This window comes from Hyphomonas chukchiensis (genome assembly GCF_000682695.1).
GTDB classification, from domain to species: Bacteria; Pseudomonadota; Alphaproteobacteria; order Caulobacterales; family Hyphomonadaceae; genus Hyphomonas; species Hyphomonas chukchiensis.
In genome coordinates, this window is record NZ_AWFG01000019.1 from 179,803 (window position 1) to 194,882 (window position 15,080).

At 62.9% G+C, this 15,080-nt stretch carries 15 protein-coding genes; 4 read left to right on the forward strand and 11 right to left on the reverse strand.

The window, feature by feature from the left end:
* Nucleotides 1-18: 18 nt before the first annotated feature.
* Nucleotides 19-1,617 (forward strand): peptide chain release factor 3, encoded by a 1,599-nt coding sequence (locus HY30_RS19980; RefSeq protein WP_034738907.1) that lies wholly within the window; start codon nucleotides 19-21, stop codon nucleotides 1,615-1,617.
* Here HY30_RS19980 and HY30_RS08215 read toward each other — a convergent pair.
* The 6 genes from HY30_RS08215 to HY30_RS08240 form a co-directional block, all read right to left on the reverse strand.
* Nucleotides 1,614-2,060 (reverse strand): PAN domain-containing protein, encoded by a 447-nt coding sequence (locus HY30_RS08215; RefSeq protein WP_034738909.1) that lies wholly within the window; start codon nucleotides 2,058-2,060, stop codon nucleotides 1,614-1,616. The genes HY30_RS19980 and HY30_RS08215 overlap by 4 nt on opposite strands.
* A 64-nt stretch (nucleotides 2,061-2,124) precedes the next feature.
* Nucleotides 2,125-3,951 carry an ABC-F family ATP-binding cassette domain-containing protein gene (locus tag HY30_RS08220; protein WP_034739157.1) on the reverse strand — a complete coding sequence of 609 codons (1,827 nt, stop codon included), beginning with the start codon at nucleotides 3,949-3,951 and terminating at the stop codon, nucleotides 2,125-2,127.
* A 96-nt stretch (nucleotides 3,952-4,047) separates the two neighbouring features.
* The gene (locus tag HY30_RS08225) at nucleotides 4,048-5,424 is read right to left on the reverse strand and encodes an NAD-dependent succinate-semialdehyde dehydrogenase (protein ID WP_034738911.1); all 1,377 of its coding nucleotides are present in this window, start codon (nucleotides 5,422-5,424) and stop codon (nucleotides 4,048-4,050) included.
* Between the two features lie 47 nt (nucleotides 5,425-5,471).
* Nucleotides 5,472-6,149: a type 1 glutamine amidotransferase domain-containing protein gene (locus HY30_RS08230; protein WP_034738913.1), complete on the reverse strand. Its 678-nt coding sequence runs from the start codon at nucleotides 6,147-6,149 to the stop codon at nucleotides 5,472-5,474.
* 175 nt (nucleotides 6,150-6,324) lie between these two features.
* Nucleotides 6,325-6,927: a 2-hydroxychromene-2-carboxylate isomerase gene (locus HY30_RS08235; RefSeq protein WP_034738915.1), complete on the reverse strand. Its 603-nt coding sequence runs from the start codon at nucleotides 6,925-6,927 to the stop codon at nucleotides 6,325-6,327.
* 11 nt (nucleotides 6,928-6,938) lie between these two features.
* On the reverse strand, nucleotides 6,939-7,673 hold the full coding sequence (locus HY30_RS08240) for an SDR family oxidoreductase (RefSeq protein ID WP_034738917.1): 735 nt from the start codon (nucleotides 7,671-7,673) through the stop codon (nucleotides 6,939-6,941).
* A 99-nt stretch (nucleotides 7,674-7,772) separates the two neighbouring features.
* On the opposite strand from HY30_RS08240, the gene HY30_RS08245 reads away from it, so the two are divergent.
* A complete protein-coding gene (locus HY30_RS08245; protein WP_034738919.1) occupies nucleotides 7,773-8,264 on the forward strand; it encodes a winged helix-turn-helix transcriptional regulator in 492 nt (163 codons plus the stop codon).
* Here the strand turns inward: HY30_RS08245 and HY30_RS08250 are convergent.
* The 3 genes from HY30_RS08250 to HY30_RS08260 are packed head-to-tail and all read right to left on the reverse strand — an operon-like array spanning nucleotide 8,256 to nucleotide 12,031.
* Nucleotides 8,256-8,957, reverse strand: coding sequence for a pseudouridine synthase (locus tag HY30_RS08250; RefSeq protein ID WP_034738921.1), 702 nt, complete (start codon nucleotides 8,955-8,957; stop codon nucleotides 8,256-8,258). The two genes, HY30_RS08245 and HY30_RS08250, sit on opposite strands and share 9 nt — an antisense overlap.
* Entirely contained in the window at nucleotides 8,954-9,994 is a 1,041-nt protein-coding gene (locus HY30_RS08255) for a class I SAM-dependent methyltransferase (protein WP_034738922.1), read from the reverse strand. Before HY30_RS08255 ends, HY30_RS08250 begins: the two co-directional genes overlap by 4 nt.
* A 45-nt stretch (nucleotides 9,995-10,039) precedes the next feature.
* A complete protein-coding gene (locus HY30_RS08260) occupies nucleotides 10,040-12,031 on the reverse strand; it encodes a transglycosylase domain-containing protein (RefSeq protein ID WP_081812127.1) in 1,992 nt (663 codons plus the stop codon).
* A gap of 193 nt (nucleotides 12,032-12,224) precedes the next feature.
* Between HY30_RS08260 and HY30_RS19210 the strand changes: the two genes are divergently transcribed.
* Complete coding sequence (locus HY30_RS19210; protein WP_051615110.1) at nucleotides 12,225-12,647, forward strand: c-type cytochrome; 423 nt, start codon at nucleotides 12,225-12,227, stop codon at nucleotides 12,645-12,647.
* A gap of 28 nt (nucleotides 12,648-12,675) precedes the next feature.
* Here HY30_RS19210 and HY30_RS20180 read toward each other — a convergent pair whose 3' ends face one another.
* Nucleotides 12,676-12,852 carry a PDDEXK family nuclease gene (locus HY30_RS20180; protein WP_162176907.1) on the reverse strand — a complete coding sequence of 59 codons (177 nt, stop codon included), beginning with the start codon at nucleotides 12,850-12,852 and terminating at the stop codon, nucleotides 12,676-12,678.
* Nucleotides 12,845-13,768, reverse strand: coding sequence for a 16S rRNA (cytidine(1402)-2'-O)-methyltransferase (rsmI, locus tag HY30_RS08270; RefSeq protein ID WP_199286281.1), 924 nt, complete (start codon nucleotides 13,766-13,768; stop codon nucleotides 12,845-12,847). The genes HY30_RS20180 and rsmI overlap by 8 nt, the downstream gene beginning before the upstream one ends.
* Between rsmI and HY30_RS08275 the strand changes: the two genes are divergently transcribed.
* The gene (locus HY30_RS08275) at nucleotides 13,762-15,060 is read left to right on the forward strand and encodes a penicillin-binding protein activator (protein ID WP_081812128.1); all 1,299 of its coding nucleotides are present in this window, start codon (nucleotides 13,762-13,764) and stop codon (nucleotides 15,058-15,060) included. The two genes, rsmI and HY30_RS08275, sit on opposite strands and share 7 nt — an antisense overlap.
* The last annotated feature ends 20 nt before the right edge of the window (nucleotides 15,061-15,080 follow it).

A 15,080-nucleotide genomic window follows, 5' to 3' on the forward strand; every position in this document is an offset into this window, starting at 1 on the left:
GAATTGTCCGGAAATACCATGTCCCATATCGCCGAAGCCGCCCGCCGGCGCACCTTTGCCATCATCTCGCACCCCGATGCCGGCAAGACGACGCTGACCGAGAACCTGCTGCTCGCAGGCGGTGCCATCCGTGCGGCGGGCGAGGTTGCCGCACGCGGTGCGCAGCGGCGGACACGGTCTGACTGGATGAAGATCGAACGCGACCGGGGCATCTCGGTTTCGGCCTCGGTAATGACGTTTGAATACAGCGATCTCGTCTTCAACCTGCTCGACACGCCGGGCCACGAAGACTTTTCCGAAGACACCTACCGCACGCTGACAGCAGCCGACTGCGCCGTCATGGTGCTCGACGCCGCGAAGGGTATCGAGCCGCAGACATTGAAACTTTTCGAAGTCTGCCGCATGCGTGACATTCCGATCATCACCTTCATCAACAAGATGGACCGTGAGGCGCTTGAGCCGATCGAACTGCTCGACGAAGTGCAGGACAAGCTCCAGCTCGATACCGCGCCGCTCTATTGGCCCGCCGCCTCGGGCCAGCGCTTTGCCGGTATGAAGGATCTCACCACCGGCGAGTTCTGCCAGTTCGACCGCCGCCCCGGCGAGCCGCCGCATATTGGTCCCGCCACGCGCATTCCGGGCAGCGACGAAGACCTCATCGGCAAGCTGGATGACCATGTCTATGCGGAGCTTGTCGAAGGCGTCGAGATGGTCACGGGCCTGCTGCCCAAATTCGATGAAGAGGCCTTCAAGGCCGGCAACATGACGCCCGTCGTGTTCGGCTCGGCCCTGCGCCATTTCGGCGTGGCCGAACTCCTGAACACATTGCGCGACTTCGCGCCGGCGCCGCGCGTACAGAAGGCCGAGCGCAAGGGCCAGGTGATAAGCGTTCAGCCATCTGACAGTGATGTCTCCGGCTTTGTCTTCAAGATCCAGGCGAACATGGATCCGAACCACCGCGACCGCGTGGCCTTCCTTCGTCTCTGTTCCGGGGAGTTCAAGCGCGGCATGCGCCTGAAGAGCGCGACAGGCAAGCAGCTGAACATTCACAATCCGCTGATGTTCCTGGCGCAGGACCGCGAGATCGCCGAAACGGCCTATGCGGGCGACGTGATCGGCGTGCCCAACCATGGCCAGCTGCGCGTTGGCGACAGCCTCTCGGAAAGCGGCGAGATCCAGTTCGCGGGCATTCCGAACTTTGCGCCCGAACTGCTGCGCCGTGCACGCGTGAAGGACCCGATGAAGGCGAAACATCTGCGCAAGGCTCTCGAAAGCCTCGCCGAGGAAGGCGTCACACAGCTCTTCAAGCCTGCCATCGGCTCCGACATGATCGTAGGCGCCGTCGGCCAGCTTCAGTTCGAAGTCATGATCGAGCGGGTCGCGGCTGAATACGGCCTCGAGGTCGTGTTTGAAATGGCGCCCTATAACGTCGCCCGCTGGATGGCCTGCGATGATCCGGCCAAGCTGGAAGAATTCCTTGATCGGAACAAGTCAGCGTCGGGTACGGACCTTGATGGCGCCCCGGTCTATCTGGCGAAGAATGCATGGGATGTCGGCTACGCGCAGGAAAAGAACCCATCGATCCGCTTTACCGCTACCAAAGAGCGTTCGCTCTAGTCGACGACCTTTTCGCGCTCGACAATGATGGCCCGCAAATGGTCATCGGTCGACGCGCTGTCATCGCCCATCAGTTCGTCCACGGGCGTTTCCAGTACGGGCGAGAAGAAGGCTTCATGCGTTGGTGAGAAGCCGGATGTGGCCGCCGGATTGCGCTCCAGCCGTCCGCCGCCGCGTTTCAGCTCGCAGCGTGCAGGCGTCTCGCCCACGGTCTCGACAAAGCTCCAGGCCTTGCACATGTCATTGTCGGCGCAGGCACTCTGGCAGCTGAGCGCATCTTCTGATGGCATCACGCTATAGGTTGCGCCAAAGCGGTAAAAGCCTTGCTCGTATCCCACGGGGGTAGGGGCGGCTACAGCCTCGGCTTTCAGCGACATTGGCGCTTCGGCAAAGGCGGGCGCTACAAGGCAGGCGGCCAGTGCAAGCAGTTTGATATGGCGCATCGGTTTCGCTCCCCAGTCTCAAGCCCTTTAGGCTAGGCTTCGCCGGTTAAGGAAGCTTTTACGCTCAGTTGGTCAGCGCCTCGCGCTTTTCCTCGATCTCCAGCCATTCCATCTCGGCGGCTTCGGCCTCGCTGCGCGCCGCGCCGATACGCTCGGATTTGGCGTTGAAGGCTTTCGGATCACGGGAATAGAGGTCCGGGTCAGCCAGTTCCTTCTCCAGTTTCGCAATCTCCGCATGCAGTTTGGGGATCAGCGCGTCGATTTCCTTCTGGCGGTGCTCGTCCTTGAACGACAGCTTGTTTTGCGGCTTGGGTTTCGGTGCCTCGGCTGGCCTGGCCTTGGCGGAACGCGCTTCATCCTCGCCAGAACGGCGCACCTGCGCCAGCTGGTCCTGCGCGTCGGTCCAGCCGCCGGCAGTCTGCACCCATTTGCCTGCGCCGAGCGGGCAGAGGCAGCTCGTCACCGTCGAGTCGAGGAAGGCCCGGTCGTGGCTCACCAGCAGCAGCGTTCCTTCATAGGCCAGCAGCATGTCTTCCAAGAGGTCCAGCGTCTGCAGGTCGAGGTCGTTGGTCGGTTCATCCATCACGAGAAGGGTGGATGGCTTCGCAAGGCCAATCGCCAGCGCCAGCCGGTTGCGTTCCCCGCCCGAAAGCGCGCCAACAGGCTGGCGCAACTGTTCGGTCTTGAACAGGAAGTCCTTCGCATAGGCCGCAATGTGGCGCTGCTGGCCCTGCACCATCAGAGAGTCTCCGCCGGATGGCGCCAGTGCCTCCCAGATCGTGTCCTTCGGGTTCAGCGTGTCGCGCGTCTGGTCCAGATACGTCACGTCCAGCGTCTTGGCGTGGCGCACGATGCCCGCGTCTGGTTCGATCTCGCCGAGCAACAGGCGCACGAGCGTCGTCTTGCCCGCGCCGTTCGGGCCGATTATGCCGATCCGGTCGCCGCGCAGGATCTTGATCGACAGGCCATCGGCAATTACCAGCGGCCCGTTCGGCGTGTCGAACGTCTTCGACAGGTCTTTGACCTCAATCACCTTCTTGCTCATCGAGTCGCCGACGCCCGCGCTGAACTCGGCCGTGTTCTTGCGATCGTTCAGCGCCGCGCGCATGGCGCCATGCTGGGCGCGCATGTCGTGCAGCTTGGCGAGGCGGCCCTGGTTGCGCTTGCGGCGCCCGGTCACGCCGCGCGCCAGCCAGTGCTGCTCGGCCTTCAGCTGCGTGGTCACGCGCTTCAGCTGGCGTTCTTCCTCCACTTCGATGGCCTCGGCCCATTCGTCGAACTTCACATAGCCATCGGGCGATTTCAGCACGACGCCCTGGCGCAGCCACAGCGTATTGGTCGAGATATTCTCAAGGAAGCGCCGGTCGTGGCTCACGACCAGAACAACGCCGTTGAACGCCTTCAGGCGCCCTTCGAGGTACTCGATCATCGGCACGTCGAGGTGGTTGGTCGGCTCGTCCAGCAGGATGACGTCTGGCTCGGCCGCAAAGGCTTTCGCCAGCGCCACGCGCCGCTGCTGCCCGCCCGAAAGCGTTTTCGGGTCCGTGCTGCCATCGACGCCGAATTCCATCAGCTCGGCCTCGGCCATATAGTCATATTCCAGCCCGTCGCTGACATAGGCCAGCACCGTGTCATAGCCGTCAAAGCGCGGCTCCTGCACAACGGTGGCATAGGTCGTGCCCGGCTGGCGCCACACCTGGCCGCTATCGGCCTCCAGCTGCTCCGAGATGATGCGCATCAGCGTGGACTTGCCCGCCCCGTTGCGCCCCACCAGCGCCGCCCGCTCGCCCTTGGACAGGCTAAGCGTCACCCCCTCGAACAGGGGCTTCGCGCCAAGCGACAGACGCACATCGGACAATGAAATCAGGGGAGGTTGAGCCATCCGCGCCAGATAGCGTGTGCGGGGCGGAATAGGAAGGGGGTGGATGTTTTGCCCAAAAGGCAACACACGCGGCCGAGATTAGCCGCGTGTGAGAGTATTTCAGTTTTATGGAAGATAGATCGCCTTCGCGTTGACGAATTCCTTCATGCCGAAGCCGCCATGTTCGCGGCCATAGCCGGAATCCTTCACGCCGCCGAAGGGCATGTTCGGATCGGCCGTGCCGAAGGAGTTGATGCGGACCATGCCGGTATCGAAGTGGTCGCGGGCGAGCGCAATCGCCTTCTCCTCGTCCTTCGTAAAGATGCCGCCGCCGAGGCCATAGCGGCTGTCATTGGCGATGCGCATCGCGTCCTTGTCATCCTTGGCCCTGATGATTGAGGCCACGGGGCCGAACAATTCATCGTCATAGGCGGGCGTGCCCGGCTTGCAATTGGCGAGCACGGTCGGCGGGTAATACTGGCCTTTGCCCTCGGGCGGCTTGCCGCCGCAGAGCAGGTCCGCGCCGCCGTCGACGCTTTTCGAAACCTGTTCGCACAGCGTATCGAACTGGTCCTTGCTGGAGACGGGGCCGAGCTGGGTATCGTCCTTCATCGGATCGCCCATCTTCACGTTTTTCATCGCGTCGACAAAAGCGGAAACGAAGGCATCGTAATTCGCCTCGGTCACGATAAAGCGCTTGGCCGATACGCAGGTCTCGCCATTGTTGAACAGGCGCCCCTGCACGCACGTTTTCACGGCGAGCGAAATGTCCGCGTCGTCGAGCACGAGATAGGCGTCATTCGAGCCAAGCTCGAGCACGGTTTTCTTCAGATTCTTCGCGGCGAGCTGGCCGATGTGCTGTCCGGCGCCGTCGCTGCCCGTCATGGTCACAGCGCGCACCAGCTTGTGTTCGATAATCTTGTCCGATGTGTCATGGTCGATCACCAGCACGTCGAAAAGGCCCTTGGGAAGGCCCGCCTCAATGCACACGTCGCGCAGCAGCAGGCCGCTACCGGTGCATATGCTGGCGTGCTTCAGGATGACGCCATTGCCTGCCATCAAGTTTGCAGCGAGCACACGCACTGGCTGGTAGAGCGGAAAGTTCCAGGGCTGGATGCTGTAGATCACGCCTATTGGTGAGTAGGTGACGATGCCGCGTTTCTTGCCGCCTGTATGCTTGCGCTCTTCATCGGCAAGCTCGGATGGACCATTCTCGGCTGTGTATTCGAAGATGCGGGCGCACAGCTCAACTTCCATCTTGCCGTCACGTAGCAGCTTGCCCATTTCCATCGTCATCAGGTTGGCAAACTTGTCGGCATTGTCGCGCAGTCGCGCCGCGATATCGCGCAGTTTCTTTGCCCGCTCGCTATGGCTTGTCGTCTTCCAGTCGGTGAAGGCGGCATGTGACGCTTCAACTATCCTGAAGGAATCCTCGGCGCTCATTACGTCATAGTGCGTAAGGGTTTCATCCGTCGCGGGATTGGTCGTGGTAATCTGTGTCATGATAAAATGTCCTGGTATTCTAGAGAAGGGGTGCGCGCAGGGCGCGATTAGCTGAGCAATGCCAGCAGCTTTTCGGCGGCCTCCGCCGATGAGGCCGGGTTTTGCCCGGTGACCAGCTTGCCATCCGTCACCACGAAGGAGGCCCAGTCGTCGCCCTTCCTGTAGTGTCCGCCATTCTCTTTCAGCATGTCTTCAACGAGGAAGGGCACAACATCGGTGAGGCCGACGCCTTTCTCTTCAGTGTTGGTAAAGCCGGTTACGGTCTTGCCCAGCACGAACGGCTTGCCGTCCTTCCCCTTTGGATACTTGAACACGGCAGGTGCGTGGCAAACAGCGCCGATGGGCCGACCGCTGGAGGCAAAGGTCTCGATCAGCGAGATGCTGTCGGCATCGTTCGCCAGATCCCAGAGCGGTCCGTGGCCGCCTGGATAGAAGATCGCATCAAAGCCATCAGCGGAAACGGTGTTAAGCACTTCAGTATTGGCCAACGCCTTTTGCGCGTCGCTGTCGCCCTTGAAGCGTTTGGTTGCCTCGGTCTGCGCGTCGTCTGTATTACTCTTTGGATCAAGCGGGGGCTGGCCGCCTTTGGGCGAGGCGAGGGTTATGTCGGCGCCTGCATCCTTGAACACATAGTAGGGCGCAGCAAACTCCTCCAGCCAGAAGCCGGTCTTGTCGCCGGTATCGCCCAGCTTGTCGTGGGATGTCAGGATCATGAGAATTTTCATAGGAGAGTCGCCTTGTGTTCAATGAACACGGGCACCGATGTGTTTGGATGCGCGTGGGTCAGAGATTGAATTACTGAGCCACACCAACGAACCCGTCAGCGACTTGTTCCAAAGCTGGGTCAGTGGATACACACCGCTCCGCATGGTGAGGCGCGGGCTAGCGCGGCGCCCACACCTATCGCGCGACCTCTTCCTCAACCTGACCCAACCGGTCCTTGCCAAAGAACATTTCGTCGCCAACAAAGAAAGTCGGTATACCGAAGGTCCCGCGGGCGACGGCGGCTTCGGTATTGGCGACGAGTTTCGCTTTCACGTCCGGGTCCTGCGTCGCTTCCAGAAGCGCGGCGCCGTCAAGGCCCGCCGCATTCATGGCTTCCACATAGACGGCCGGGTCGTCCATCTTCAATCCGTCTTCCCACATGGCCTTCAGGCCTGCCTCGATATAGGCAGCCAGCTCACCGCGCATCTCGGCCGCCACCGCGCCGCGCATCAGCACCAGCGTGTTGACCGGGAAATGCGGGTTCATTCTGAATTTCGACAGGCCGTGCTTTTTTACGAAGCGCATCATCTCCAGATTGTCATAGGCGAGCTTGCCCTTCACATTGCCGAAGGCCATCACAGGCGACTGGTTGCCGGTCGCCTTGAAGATGCCGCCCAGCAAGCACGGAATGTAGTTCACGCTGGCCCCGGTGCGCGCCACGAGGCCGGGCAGGGCCATGTGCGCGAGATAGGCATTCGGGCTGCCGAAGTCGAAAATGAAGTCGATACTCTTGCTCATGGGGTTTCCTCCTACCAGGTTTCTTTCCAGGGCCGCAGGTCCAGCTCGTGCGTCCAGGCCGTGCGCGGCTGCTTGTGCAGCATGACGTAATTCTGCGCGATATGATCCGGGTTCAGAACAGCGTCCTCCTCGCGCAAGGCGTCGACATTCGGCACATTCTCGCGGATGAAATTGGAATCGATGGCGCCATCGATGATCGTGTGCGCCACATGGATGTTCTTCGGGCCCAGCTCGCGCGCCATGGATTGCGCCAGCGCCCGCAGCGCCGCCTTTGCCCCCGCAAATGCGGCGAGATGCTCGCGCCCGCGCGTGCTGGCCGTCGCGCCTGTGAAGATGATCGTTCCATGCCCGCGGGTCAGCATCTTCTTCGCGACTTCGCGTCCCATCAGGAAGCCCGAGAAACACGCCATCTCCCACACCTTGTGATACACGCGCGCCGTCGTCTCGGTGATCGGGAAGCGCACATTCGCGCCGATATTGAACACGGCCACGTCGATCGACGCGACATCCGCCTCGATCCGCTCGACCAGCGCAATCATCGCCTCCTCGTCGCGCGCATCCGTGGGCATGGCCACCGCTTCATGCCCGTCATCGCGGATGCTCGCCGCCAGCGCTTCCAGCGCATCGGCATGGCGAGGCCGCCGCACGAGGCAGGCGGTCATGCCCTCACGCGCAAAGGCCCGGCCAATCGCGGCGCCGGTGTCATCCCCGGCGCCAATCACGAGACAGGCAGACTTGTGGGCCATGAAATATCCTCCCTATTTATTTGGTTGCTAAATAGGACCATTATTCATTTGGTTTTAATTTGCAACCAATATATCGTAGCTGAATAGAAGGAGCCGCTCATGGCCAAACGCCACACGCACACTTGCCCGATTGCGGGTGTCCTGAACATTTTCGGCGACAACTGGACATGGCTCGTCATCCGGGAGGCCTTCTACGGCGCCACGCGTTTCAGCGAGATCCAGCGCAACACGGGCATCGCCAAGAACGTGCTGAGTGACCGCTTGGATGTGCTCGTCAATGAGGGCATCCTCGCTCGCGAAGACGTGGGCGAAAACGGCACGCGCTATGCCTACCGGCTAACGGCAAAGGGCGAGTCCCTCCACCCGGTGCTGCTGGCGCTACACCAGTGGGGCAATGAGCATGTCTACGGCCCCGGCAACGAGCCCGTCCTGCTGCTGGAGCGCGCCACCGGCAAGCCCCTCCAGCCGCTCGCCCCCACATCCCGCAACGGCCGCCGCCTCACCCGCGCCGACATCCTCACCCGCCCCGGCCCGGGTGCAAGCAAAGCCACTGTTCGTCGCCTGGCGGAGGCCGATGCTTCGTTAGCCTAGCTGTGCAATATCATCCGCGCCCAATATCCGCCATTCGCCCTCGGCGAGGCCTTCGAGCGTCAGCGGGCCGAACTGGGCGCGGTGCAGCGCCTCCACATGGTTGCCGACAGCGGCGAACATGCGGCGCACCTGGTGGTAGCGGCCTTCGGTGAGCGTGACGTGCGCACTGCGCTCGCCGGTCACATCCAGTCCGGCCGGTTTCAGCGGCTTGTCCTCGCCGCGCAGCATGAGCGTGCCACTGGCAAAGGCCTCGCCCTCGTGCCCCTCCAACGGCCGGGCGAGCGTCGCCTCGTACACTTTCGGTATCTCCGATTTCGGCGAAATCAGCTTGTGCAAAAATTGTCCGTCATCGGTGAATAGCAAGACGCCCGTCGTCGCTGCATCCAGGCGCCCCACGGTCGACAGCGCTGGCGTGCGCGCCAGGTAGCGCGGCGGCAGCAATTCATAGATCAGCTGACCGCCATCGGCGCGCGAGCACGTATAGCCCGCCGGCTTGTTCATCAGGATCACCATGCCGGGCGGCGGGTCCAGCGGTTCGCCGTCAAAGGTCACGCCCTCGAAAGGCGGCGCCAGATTCTTGCCACCCGCCTCAATGCCCCCGATGCGCCCACGCCGCACGGCATTCTCAACCTCCTTGCGGCTGCCATAGCCGAGGCCGGCGAGATACTTTGTTAGCGCACGGATGTCTTTCATTTCTGGCGCTTCGGCCGGTCCGCGCGGATGATCTTGTAGCCGCCGGCATCTTCGATGATCTCGAACTGCTTGAAGCAGGCCTTGATCGTCGCCTCATAGGGCAGGTGGCGGTTGGCCACCATGTAGAGACTGCCGCCCGGCTTCAGCGCGCGCGAGGCTGCCTGGATGAATGACTGGCCAAGGTTCGCCGCATCGGCACGACCCACATGGAAGGGCGGGTTCATCATCACGAAATCATAGCGCGTCTCAGACACGTCGCGTGTCACGTCGGCCCAGCTGATCGTGACATTCTCAAAGCCTTCGAGCGTTTTCTCGGCGCAGGCGATCGCGCGGTGCTCGGCCTCGTAAAGGTCAATGTGTGTCACCTTCGGGCAATGCGACAGCACTTCTTTCGAAAGGTATCCCTGGCCCGCGCCAAAGTCGGCGCCCATGCCCTTGATGTCTTCCGGAATGCACTCGGCCAGCAGTTCGGATCCTGCATCCACGCGGTCCCACGAGAAGAGGCCCGGCCGGCTCCACATCGCGCCATCGGCCACAGGTTGCGGCTGGTCAGCCGCGACCCAGGCTTCGGCAAGCGTCTTGTTGAAGGTCGCGCTGTCCTTGCGTGCCCAGAAGGCCCGGCACTTGTGCTTGCTCAGGCTCTCGGTCTCGCCGGCAATCTCGCCCAGCGTCTTCTCGGCGGTCTTCGCGCCCAGCGTGTTTGGCAGGCAGGCCAGCACGACGCCGCCCTCCGGCGCCGACAGCATCGCGCGCGCATATAGGCCGCGGGCCTCATCCTTCTGGCGCGGCGGCAGGATCAGCGTCAGCTCAGCCGGCGTGAACGTCTCCGTGCCGGCCGGCAAAAGGGTCAGGCCCATCGCGGCCAGCGCTTCATAAGGCGGCTTGAACGTCTGCTGGCAGGTCAGCCGGTCTTTCGGCAAAAGCGGAATCGCCGGGCCGGGTTCAGCCCGCAGGAACAGCACGTCCCCCGTTTCCGGCACGGTTACACCACCGCCATCAAGGGCGAGCTTCAGGGTTTCAAGAACATCAGTATCCATCCGTCAGCCTGTTAGGCGGAATGAAGCGCCCTGAAAAGCCCGCACTTACTGCGGCGCTGACACGCCTGCTGCCCGGTTGGCCGCCGCCACGCTGAACGCCTGGCTCAGGCCGCGATAGAACGAGATGCGCTGCTCGGCCGCTTCGCTGATCACCATGCCGTTCTCGGCGCCGATCAGGCTTTCCGGCGGCTTGCCCGCATGCACCAGTTCCATCATGTCCGACCAGAGGTCCGCCGGAAGGCCGCCGCCGGTCACGCGCTTCATCGGGCTGTCATCGTCATTGCCCACCCAGACCGCGCCGACATAGGCCGCCGTGAAGCCAACAAACCAGGCATCGCGCCAGTCCTGCGACGTGCCCGTCTTGCCGGCCACGGTCCAGTTCTTGATCCGTGCGCGTCCGCCCGTGCCGATGGGCGCGTTCACCACGCGGGCCATCATGGCGTTCATGTCCTCTGCCAGGTCATAGGGATACACGCGCTCGCGCTCATAATCCGGGCGCTGGTACAGCACCATGCCGCGGGAATCCTCGATCTTGTCGATCAGGTACGGGTCCATGCGCAGTCCGCCGGACTGGAAGGCGCCGAATGCGCGCACCAGTTCCCACATGGTCACCGCCTGGCTGCCCAGCGCGATCGACGGGAAAGGCTCCATGTCGCTGGTCATGCCGAAGCGTTTGGCCAGCGCAATCACGCGCTCTTCGCTGCTCTCCTGCGCCAGCTGCGCGGCAACCGTATTGGTCGAGCGCGTCAGCGCCTCGCTCAGCGTCATCGGGCCGAGATAGCCGCCGCCATAATTGGTCGGCTGCCACTTGTCGATCGTGACCGGCTTGTCCACCATCACGTCATAGGGCGAGAATCCGTCTTCCAGTGCGGCAGCATAAACGAAGGGCTTGAAGCTTGATCCCGGCTGGCGTTTCGCCTGAGTCACGCGGTTGAATTCGGATGTCGCATAGTCCGTGCCGCCCACCATGGCGATCACGCGGCCATCCTTGCCCATCACCAGCGCGCCCACCTGGCTTGCGCCCTGCGCCTTGCCGTCCTTGGCCATGCGCGCGATCAGCATCTTCTCGATGGCTTCCTGCATCTTGGTGTCGATGGAGACCGTCACCACAAGGTCGCCCGGCAGTTTCGGCAGCATGGCCTTCACCCGCTCGGCGGAGGCGTCGATCACATAGCCCATCTGCGGGTCATAGGTCGGCGCGTCGATGATCTTCACATCGGCTTCGCGGGCGACTTTCGCCTGTTCCTTGGTGATGAAGCCCTGATCCAGCATTTCCGCCAGGACATATTGCTGGCGCTCGCGGGCCCCGGCGAGGTTCTCGCGCAGGTTCAGTTTCGAGGGCGCCTTGGGCAGCGTGGCGAGCAGCGCCGCCTCCTGGATTTCCAGCTTTTCCGGTGGCTTGCCGAAATAATTGCGCGCCGCCGCGTCGATCCCATAGAGGCCCGCGCCGAAATACACCCGGTTCAGGTAAAGCGACAGGATTTCGTCCTTGCTCAGCTGTTTCTCCAGTTCGCGGGCGAGCTTCATTTCCTGCGCCTTGCGCTTCAGCGTCTGGCGATTGTCGAGCACGAGATTCTTGATCAGCTGCTGCGTGATGGTCGAGGCGCCGGATACGGTCTCCCCCGCGCGCAGGTTGGAAAAGGCGGCGCGGGCAATCGCGGCATCGTCTGCGCCGTCATGCTCGTAAAAGCGCTTGTCCTCGGCGGCGATGAAGGCCTGCGGCACATAGGCGGGCAGGGCGGCGACATTGGTGGCGCGGCCATAACGGGGGCCGCGCACGGCCACCGTATTGCCATCCCGATCGACGAATTCCATCGCGGGTTCGCGGTGCGTCTCCCACAGTTCGGCCGTGTCTGGCAGTTTCGGCATGCCGAAATACAGCGACTGCCACTTATAGAAGGCAAAACCGCCCACGGCGAGCAACACGCCCAGCACGACAAGGATGATCCAGCCGCGCACGGTCGTGGGCAGCGTGAAAATCGGAGGGCGCGGCACTTTTATCGTGCGCGGCCCGTTTGGGGCAGGGGATCTAGCCATGTCAGCCTGTGGATCGAATCATGAGCGAAAGTCTACATGAAATTTGATTACGGCAGGGTGAAGGCATTGTTCATGTGCCGCGCAGTCGGATTTTTGGCCGCCTTGATCAGGATCAAAGGTGATGACGGCACAGGTGGTCAACATGAGCAAGACGTATTCAAGATCGGCGTCCAATCAGTAAAGGCAAACCGGCATGCTCCATCGACTGTTCAAGCCAGTTCTACTGGCTTCTGCCCTGATCGCCCCGCTCTTCGTGACCGCCTGCTATGACAGCGAGAGCGGACTCCCCTTACTGGAGCCCATCGCGACAGACGCCCAGTCGATCGCCGACGGTCGCCAGATTGCAGAGGCGCAATGCTCCAATTGCCACGCGCTTGATAATGATCCGAAAATCCGCCCGGAGGACCCGCCGCCGCTGCGTTACATCCTTGCGCAGTACAATCCTTATACACTGTCCCAGGATTTTCAGGCGGGTATCCATGTCGGACACCCGATGATGCCCGATTTCGTGTTCGGCCCATTGGGGGCGGACGTGATGCTGGCCTATCTCGTGTCGATCCAGCAGGAGCCGCCCGAGGCCGACCCGGTACCGAAGCCCGAGCCGGTACCGGAATAGCCTCTACGCCACCCGCGGCCATCACGCATCACGCGTAAGCACGGGCAGGGGGCCGGGCTGCAGCGCGATCAGGTCCACTTCCGCCGACCGGCATGCGCAGCCGTGTCTCCAGAATGCGATAGCCCTTGAGGCGCAGCCACAGCGCCGCGCGCGTCTCGGCGGCGCGTCCGCGCCGTTCAGCCCGCTGCCGCGCGCCCTCAGCCATTGGCTTTCAGTTGCAGCGCCCGCTGGTAGACATCACGCTTAGGCAGGCCCAGCGCGTCGGCCACGGCATTGGCCGCGGCCTTGGTCGGCTGGTCCTTCAGCGCGTCCAGCAGGGCCGCGTCCAGGTTTTCCTGCGAGATCTCGGTGTCCAGCGGCGGCCCGACCAGCAGCACGATTTCGCCGCGCGGCGGCCCGGCCCCGGCATAATGCGCGGCCAGCTCGGCCAGCGTGCCCCGGCGCGTCTCCTCGAACAGCTTGGTCAGCTCACGCGCCACGGCGGCCTGCCGGTTGCCACCCAGCGCCACGGCCAGGTCTTCCAGCGATGCGGCGAGGCGTGGCCCGCTCTCATAGAAGATCAATGTCCCCGGAACGGTCCTTAAAGCCTCCGCGGCGGCCCGGCGGGCGCCACTCTTGGGCGGCAGGAAGCCCGCAAACAGGAACTGGTCGCTCGGCAGGCCGCTGGCCACAAGCCCCGCCAGCATGGCCGATGCGCCCGGTATAGGGAAAACACGCACGCCTTGTTCCAGCGCATCATGCGCCAGTTTCCAGCCCGGATCGGACACAAGCGGCGTCCCCGCATCTGAAATCAGCGCGATTTTCGCCCCCGCCTGCATGCGGGAAATCAGGCCCGGTCGCCGTTCCGCCCCATTGTGGTCATGGTACGGGCTCAGCTTCACCCTAAGCCCATAGGCAGACATCAGTTTTCCGGCCACGCGCGTGTCTTCGGCCAGCACTTCCTCGACACCAGACAGGACATCCAGCGCCCTCAGCGTGATGTCCCGCAGGTTGCCGATGGGGGTGGAGACAACATAAAGGCCGGGATGAAGTGTCTGCGCCGGTTGCCCGGCGCGGTGGCTGCCCGTAGAGTCGCCTAAGGCGTGAATCGCTTCGGGCTCAGAAGGATCAGGAGATGACATTGCTTCAACCATTGCTCAGGAAGCTCAAAGCGCCAAGCCTTGTTCTGGCTTCCCTCCTTCTGGCAACGGCCTGTGCCACAGCGCCGGCCCGCCCGCCAGTCCAGATCGGCACCGGCGAACCGCGCGTCGATCCGGTCACCGGCGAGCCGATGCCATCACGCGGAATCGACGATGCCCGGCTGAATGAACTCAACCCACAGCGGCCTGTCCGTGGCGATGGGGGCCTCACGCCGCCCTTCATGGAAGGCCGCGATGTCAAACGCGCCGCCGTGCTGCTACCGTTCTCGCACCCCAATGCGCAGGTCCGCGCCGAGGCTGAAAGCATGCTGGCCGGTATCGAATTGGCCCTGTTCGAATACGCGGGCGACAATTTCCTGATCATGCCGAAAGATACCGCCGGCAAGCAGTCGGTCACCGAGGCCCGCCTCGACGAGTCCCTGAAGGAAGGCGCCGATATCATTCTCGGGCCCCTGTTCGGCGCCAATGTGAAAGCGATCAAGCCGGAAGCCAGCAAGAAGCAGGTTCCCGTCATTGCCTTCTCGAACGATCGCACGGCCGCTGGCGGCGGCGCCTATCTTGCCTCGATCTCTCCGGAAGAGGAGGTCACGCGCGTGATGGAATACGCTGCCTCGCGCGGCGTACGCACCTTCGTCTTCCTCGGCCCGAACAGCGAATATGGCAAGCAGGTCGAAGCCGCCATGCGCTACCAGGCAGCCCAGCAGGGCGGTGTTGTGGCCTCATCCGCCTTCTATGATCCGTCCGACGGTGGCACGTCTGCCGCTCGTCAGGTGGCCAGCGTGCTGAAAGCTCAGGGCGGCGGTGGCAAGGTCGGCGTGATGATCCCGGAACGCGGCGTGAAGCTGCTCTCCGTGGCCCCGCTGCTGCCCTACAATGGCGCCCCCATGCAGAATGTCATGCTGATGGGCACCAGCCTGTGGGACGATTCCAGCATCTGGCGCGAGCCGACCCTTGCGGGCGGTGTCTATGCCGCGCCGGATCCGTCAAACCTCGCTGGCTTCAAGCAGACCTACAGACGCATTTACGGCCGCAACCCCACTGATCTGGCCGCTGTGGCCTATGACGCGGCGGCGCTTTCCGTCCGCCTCGCGGCAGATGACAATATCCGCTATAATGGCGTGACCGATCCTGACGGCTTCATGGGCGTCAATGGCCTCTTCCGCTTCCGTATCGATGGCACATCGCAGCGCGGCCTGGCCGTGATGCAGATCCAGTCATCAGGCCCCTCCGTGGTCGAAAAAGGCATCACCGCCTTCGGCCCGGGGTCCAGTTAAGCTACGCACAATCTGCAGCT

Excerpts from the sequence above, each read along its gene's own strand:
- HY30_RS08225 (WP_034738911.1), bottom strand. The coding sequence starts at position 5,424 with ATGACACAGATTACCACGACCAATCCCGCGACGGATGAAACCCTTACG.
- HY30_RS20180 (WP_162176907.1), bottom strand. The coding sequence starts at position 12,852 with ATGGCTGAGGGCGCGCGGCAGCGGGCTGAACGGCGCGGACGCGCCGCC.
- HY30_RS08235 (WP_034738915.1), bottom strand. The coding sequence starts at position 6,927 with ATGAGCAAGAGTATCGACTTCATTTTCGACTTCGGCAGCCCGAATGCC.
- HY30_RS08230 (WP_034738913.1), bottom strand. The coding sequence starts at position 6,149 with ATGAAAATTCTCATGATCCTGACATCCCACGACAAGCTGGGCGATACC.
- HY30_RS08255 (WP_034738922.1), bottom strand. The coding sequence starts at position 9,994 with ATGGATACTGATGTTCTTGAAACCCTGAAGCTCGCCCTTGATGGCGGT.
- HY30_RS19980 (WP_034738907.1), top strand. The coding sequence starts at position 19 with ATGTCCCATATCGCCGAAGCCGCCCGCCGGCGCACCTTTGCCATCATC.
- HY30_RS08260 (WP_081812127.1), bottom strand. The coding sequence starts at position 12,031 with ATGGCTAGATCCCCTGCCCCAAACGGGCCGCGCACGATAAAAGTGCCG.
- HY30_RS08250 (WP_034738921.1), bottom strand. The coding sequence starts at position 8,957 with ATGAAAGACATCCGTGCGCTAACAAAGTATCTCGCCGGCCTCGGCTAT.
- HY30_RS19210 (WP_051615110.1), top strand. The coding sequence starts at position 12,225 with ATGCTCCATCGACTGTTCAAGCCAGTTCTACTGGCTTCTGCCCTGATC.
- HY30_RS08245 (WP_034738919.1), top strand. The coding sequence starts at position 7,773 with ATGGCCAAACGCCACACGCACACTTGCCCGATTGCGGGTGTCCTGAAC.
- HY30_RS08240 (WP_034738917.1), bottom strand. The coding sequence starts at position 7,673 with ATGGCCCACAAGTCTGCCTGTCTCGTGATTGGCGCCGGGGATGACACC.
- rsmI (WP_199286281.1), bottom strand. The coding sequence starts at position 13,768 with ATGTCATCTCCTGATCCTTCTGAGCCCGAAGCGATTCACGCCTTAGGC.
- HY30_RS08215 (WP_034738909.1), bottom strand. The coding sequence starts at position 2,060 with ATGCGCCATATCAAACTGCTTGCACTGGCCGCCTGCCTTGTAGCGCCC.
- HY30_RS08275 (WP_081812128.1), top strand. The coding sequence starts at position 13,762 with ATGACATTGCTTCAACCATTGCTCAGGAAGCTCAAAGCGCCAAGCCTT.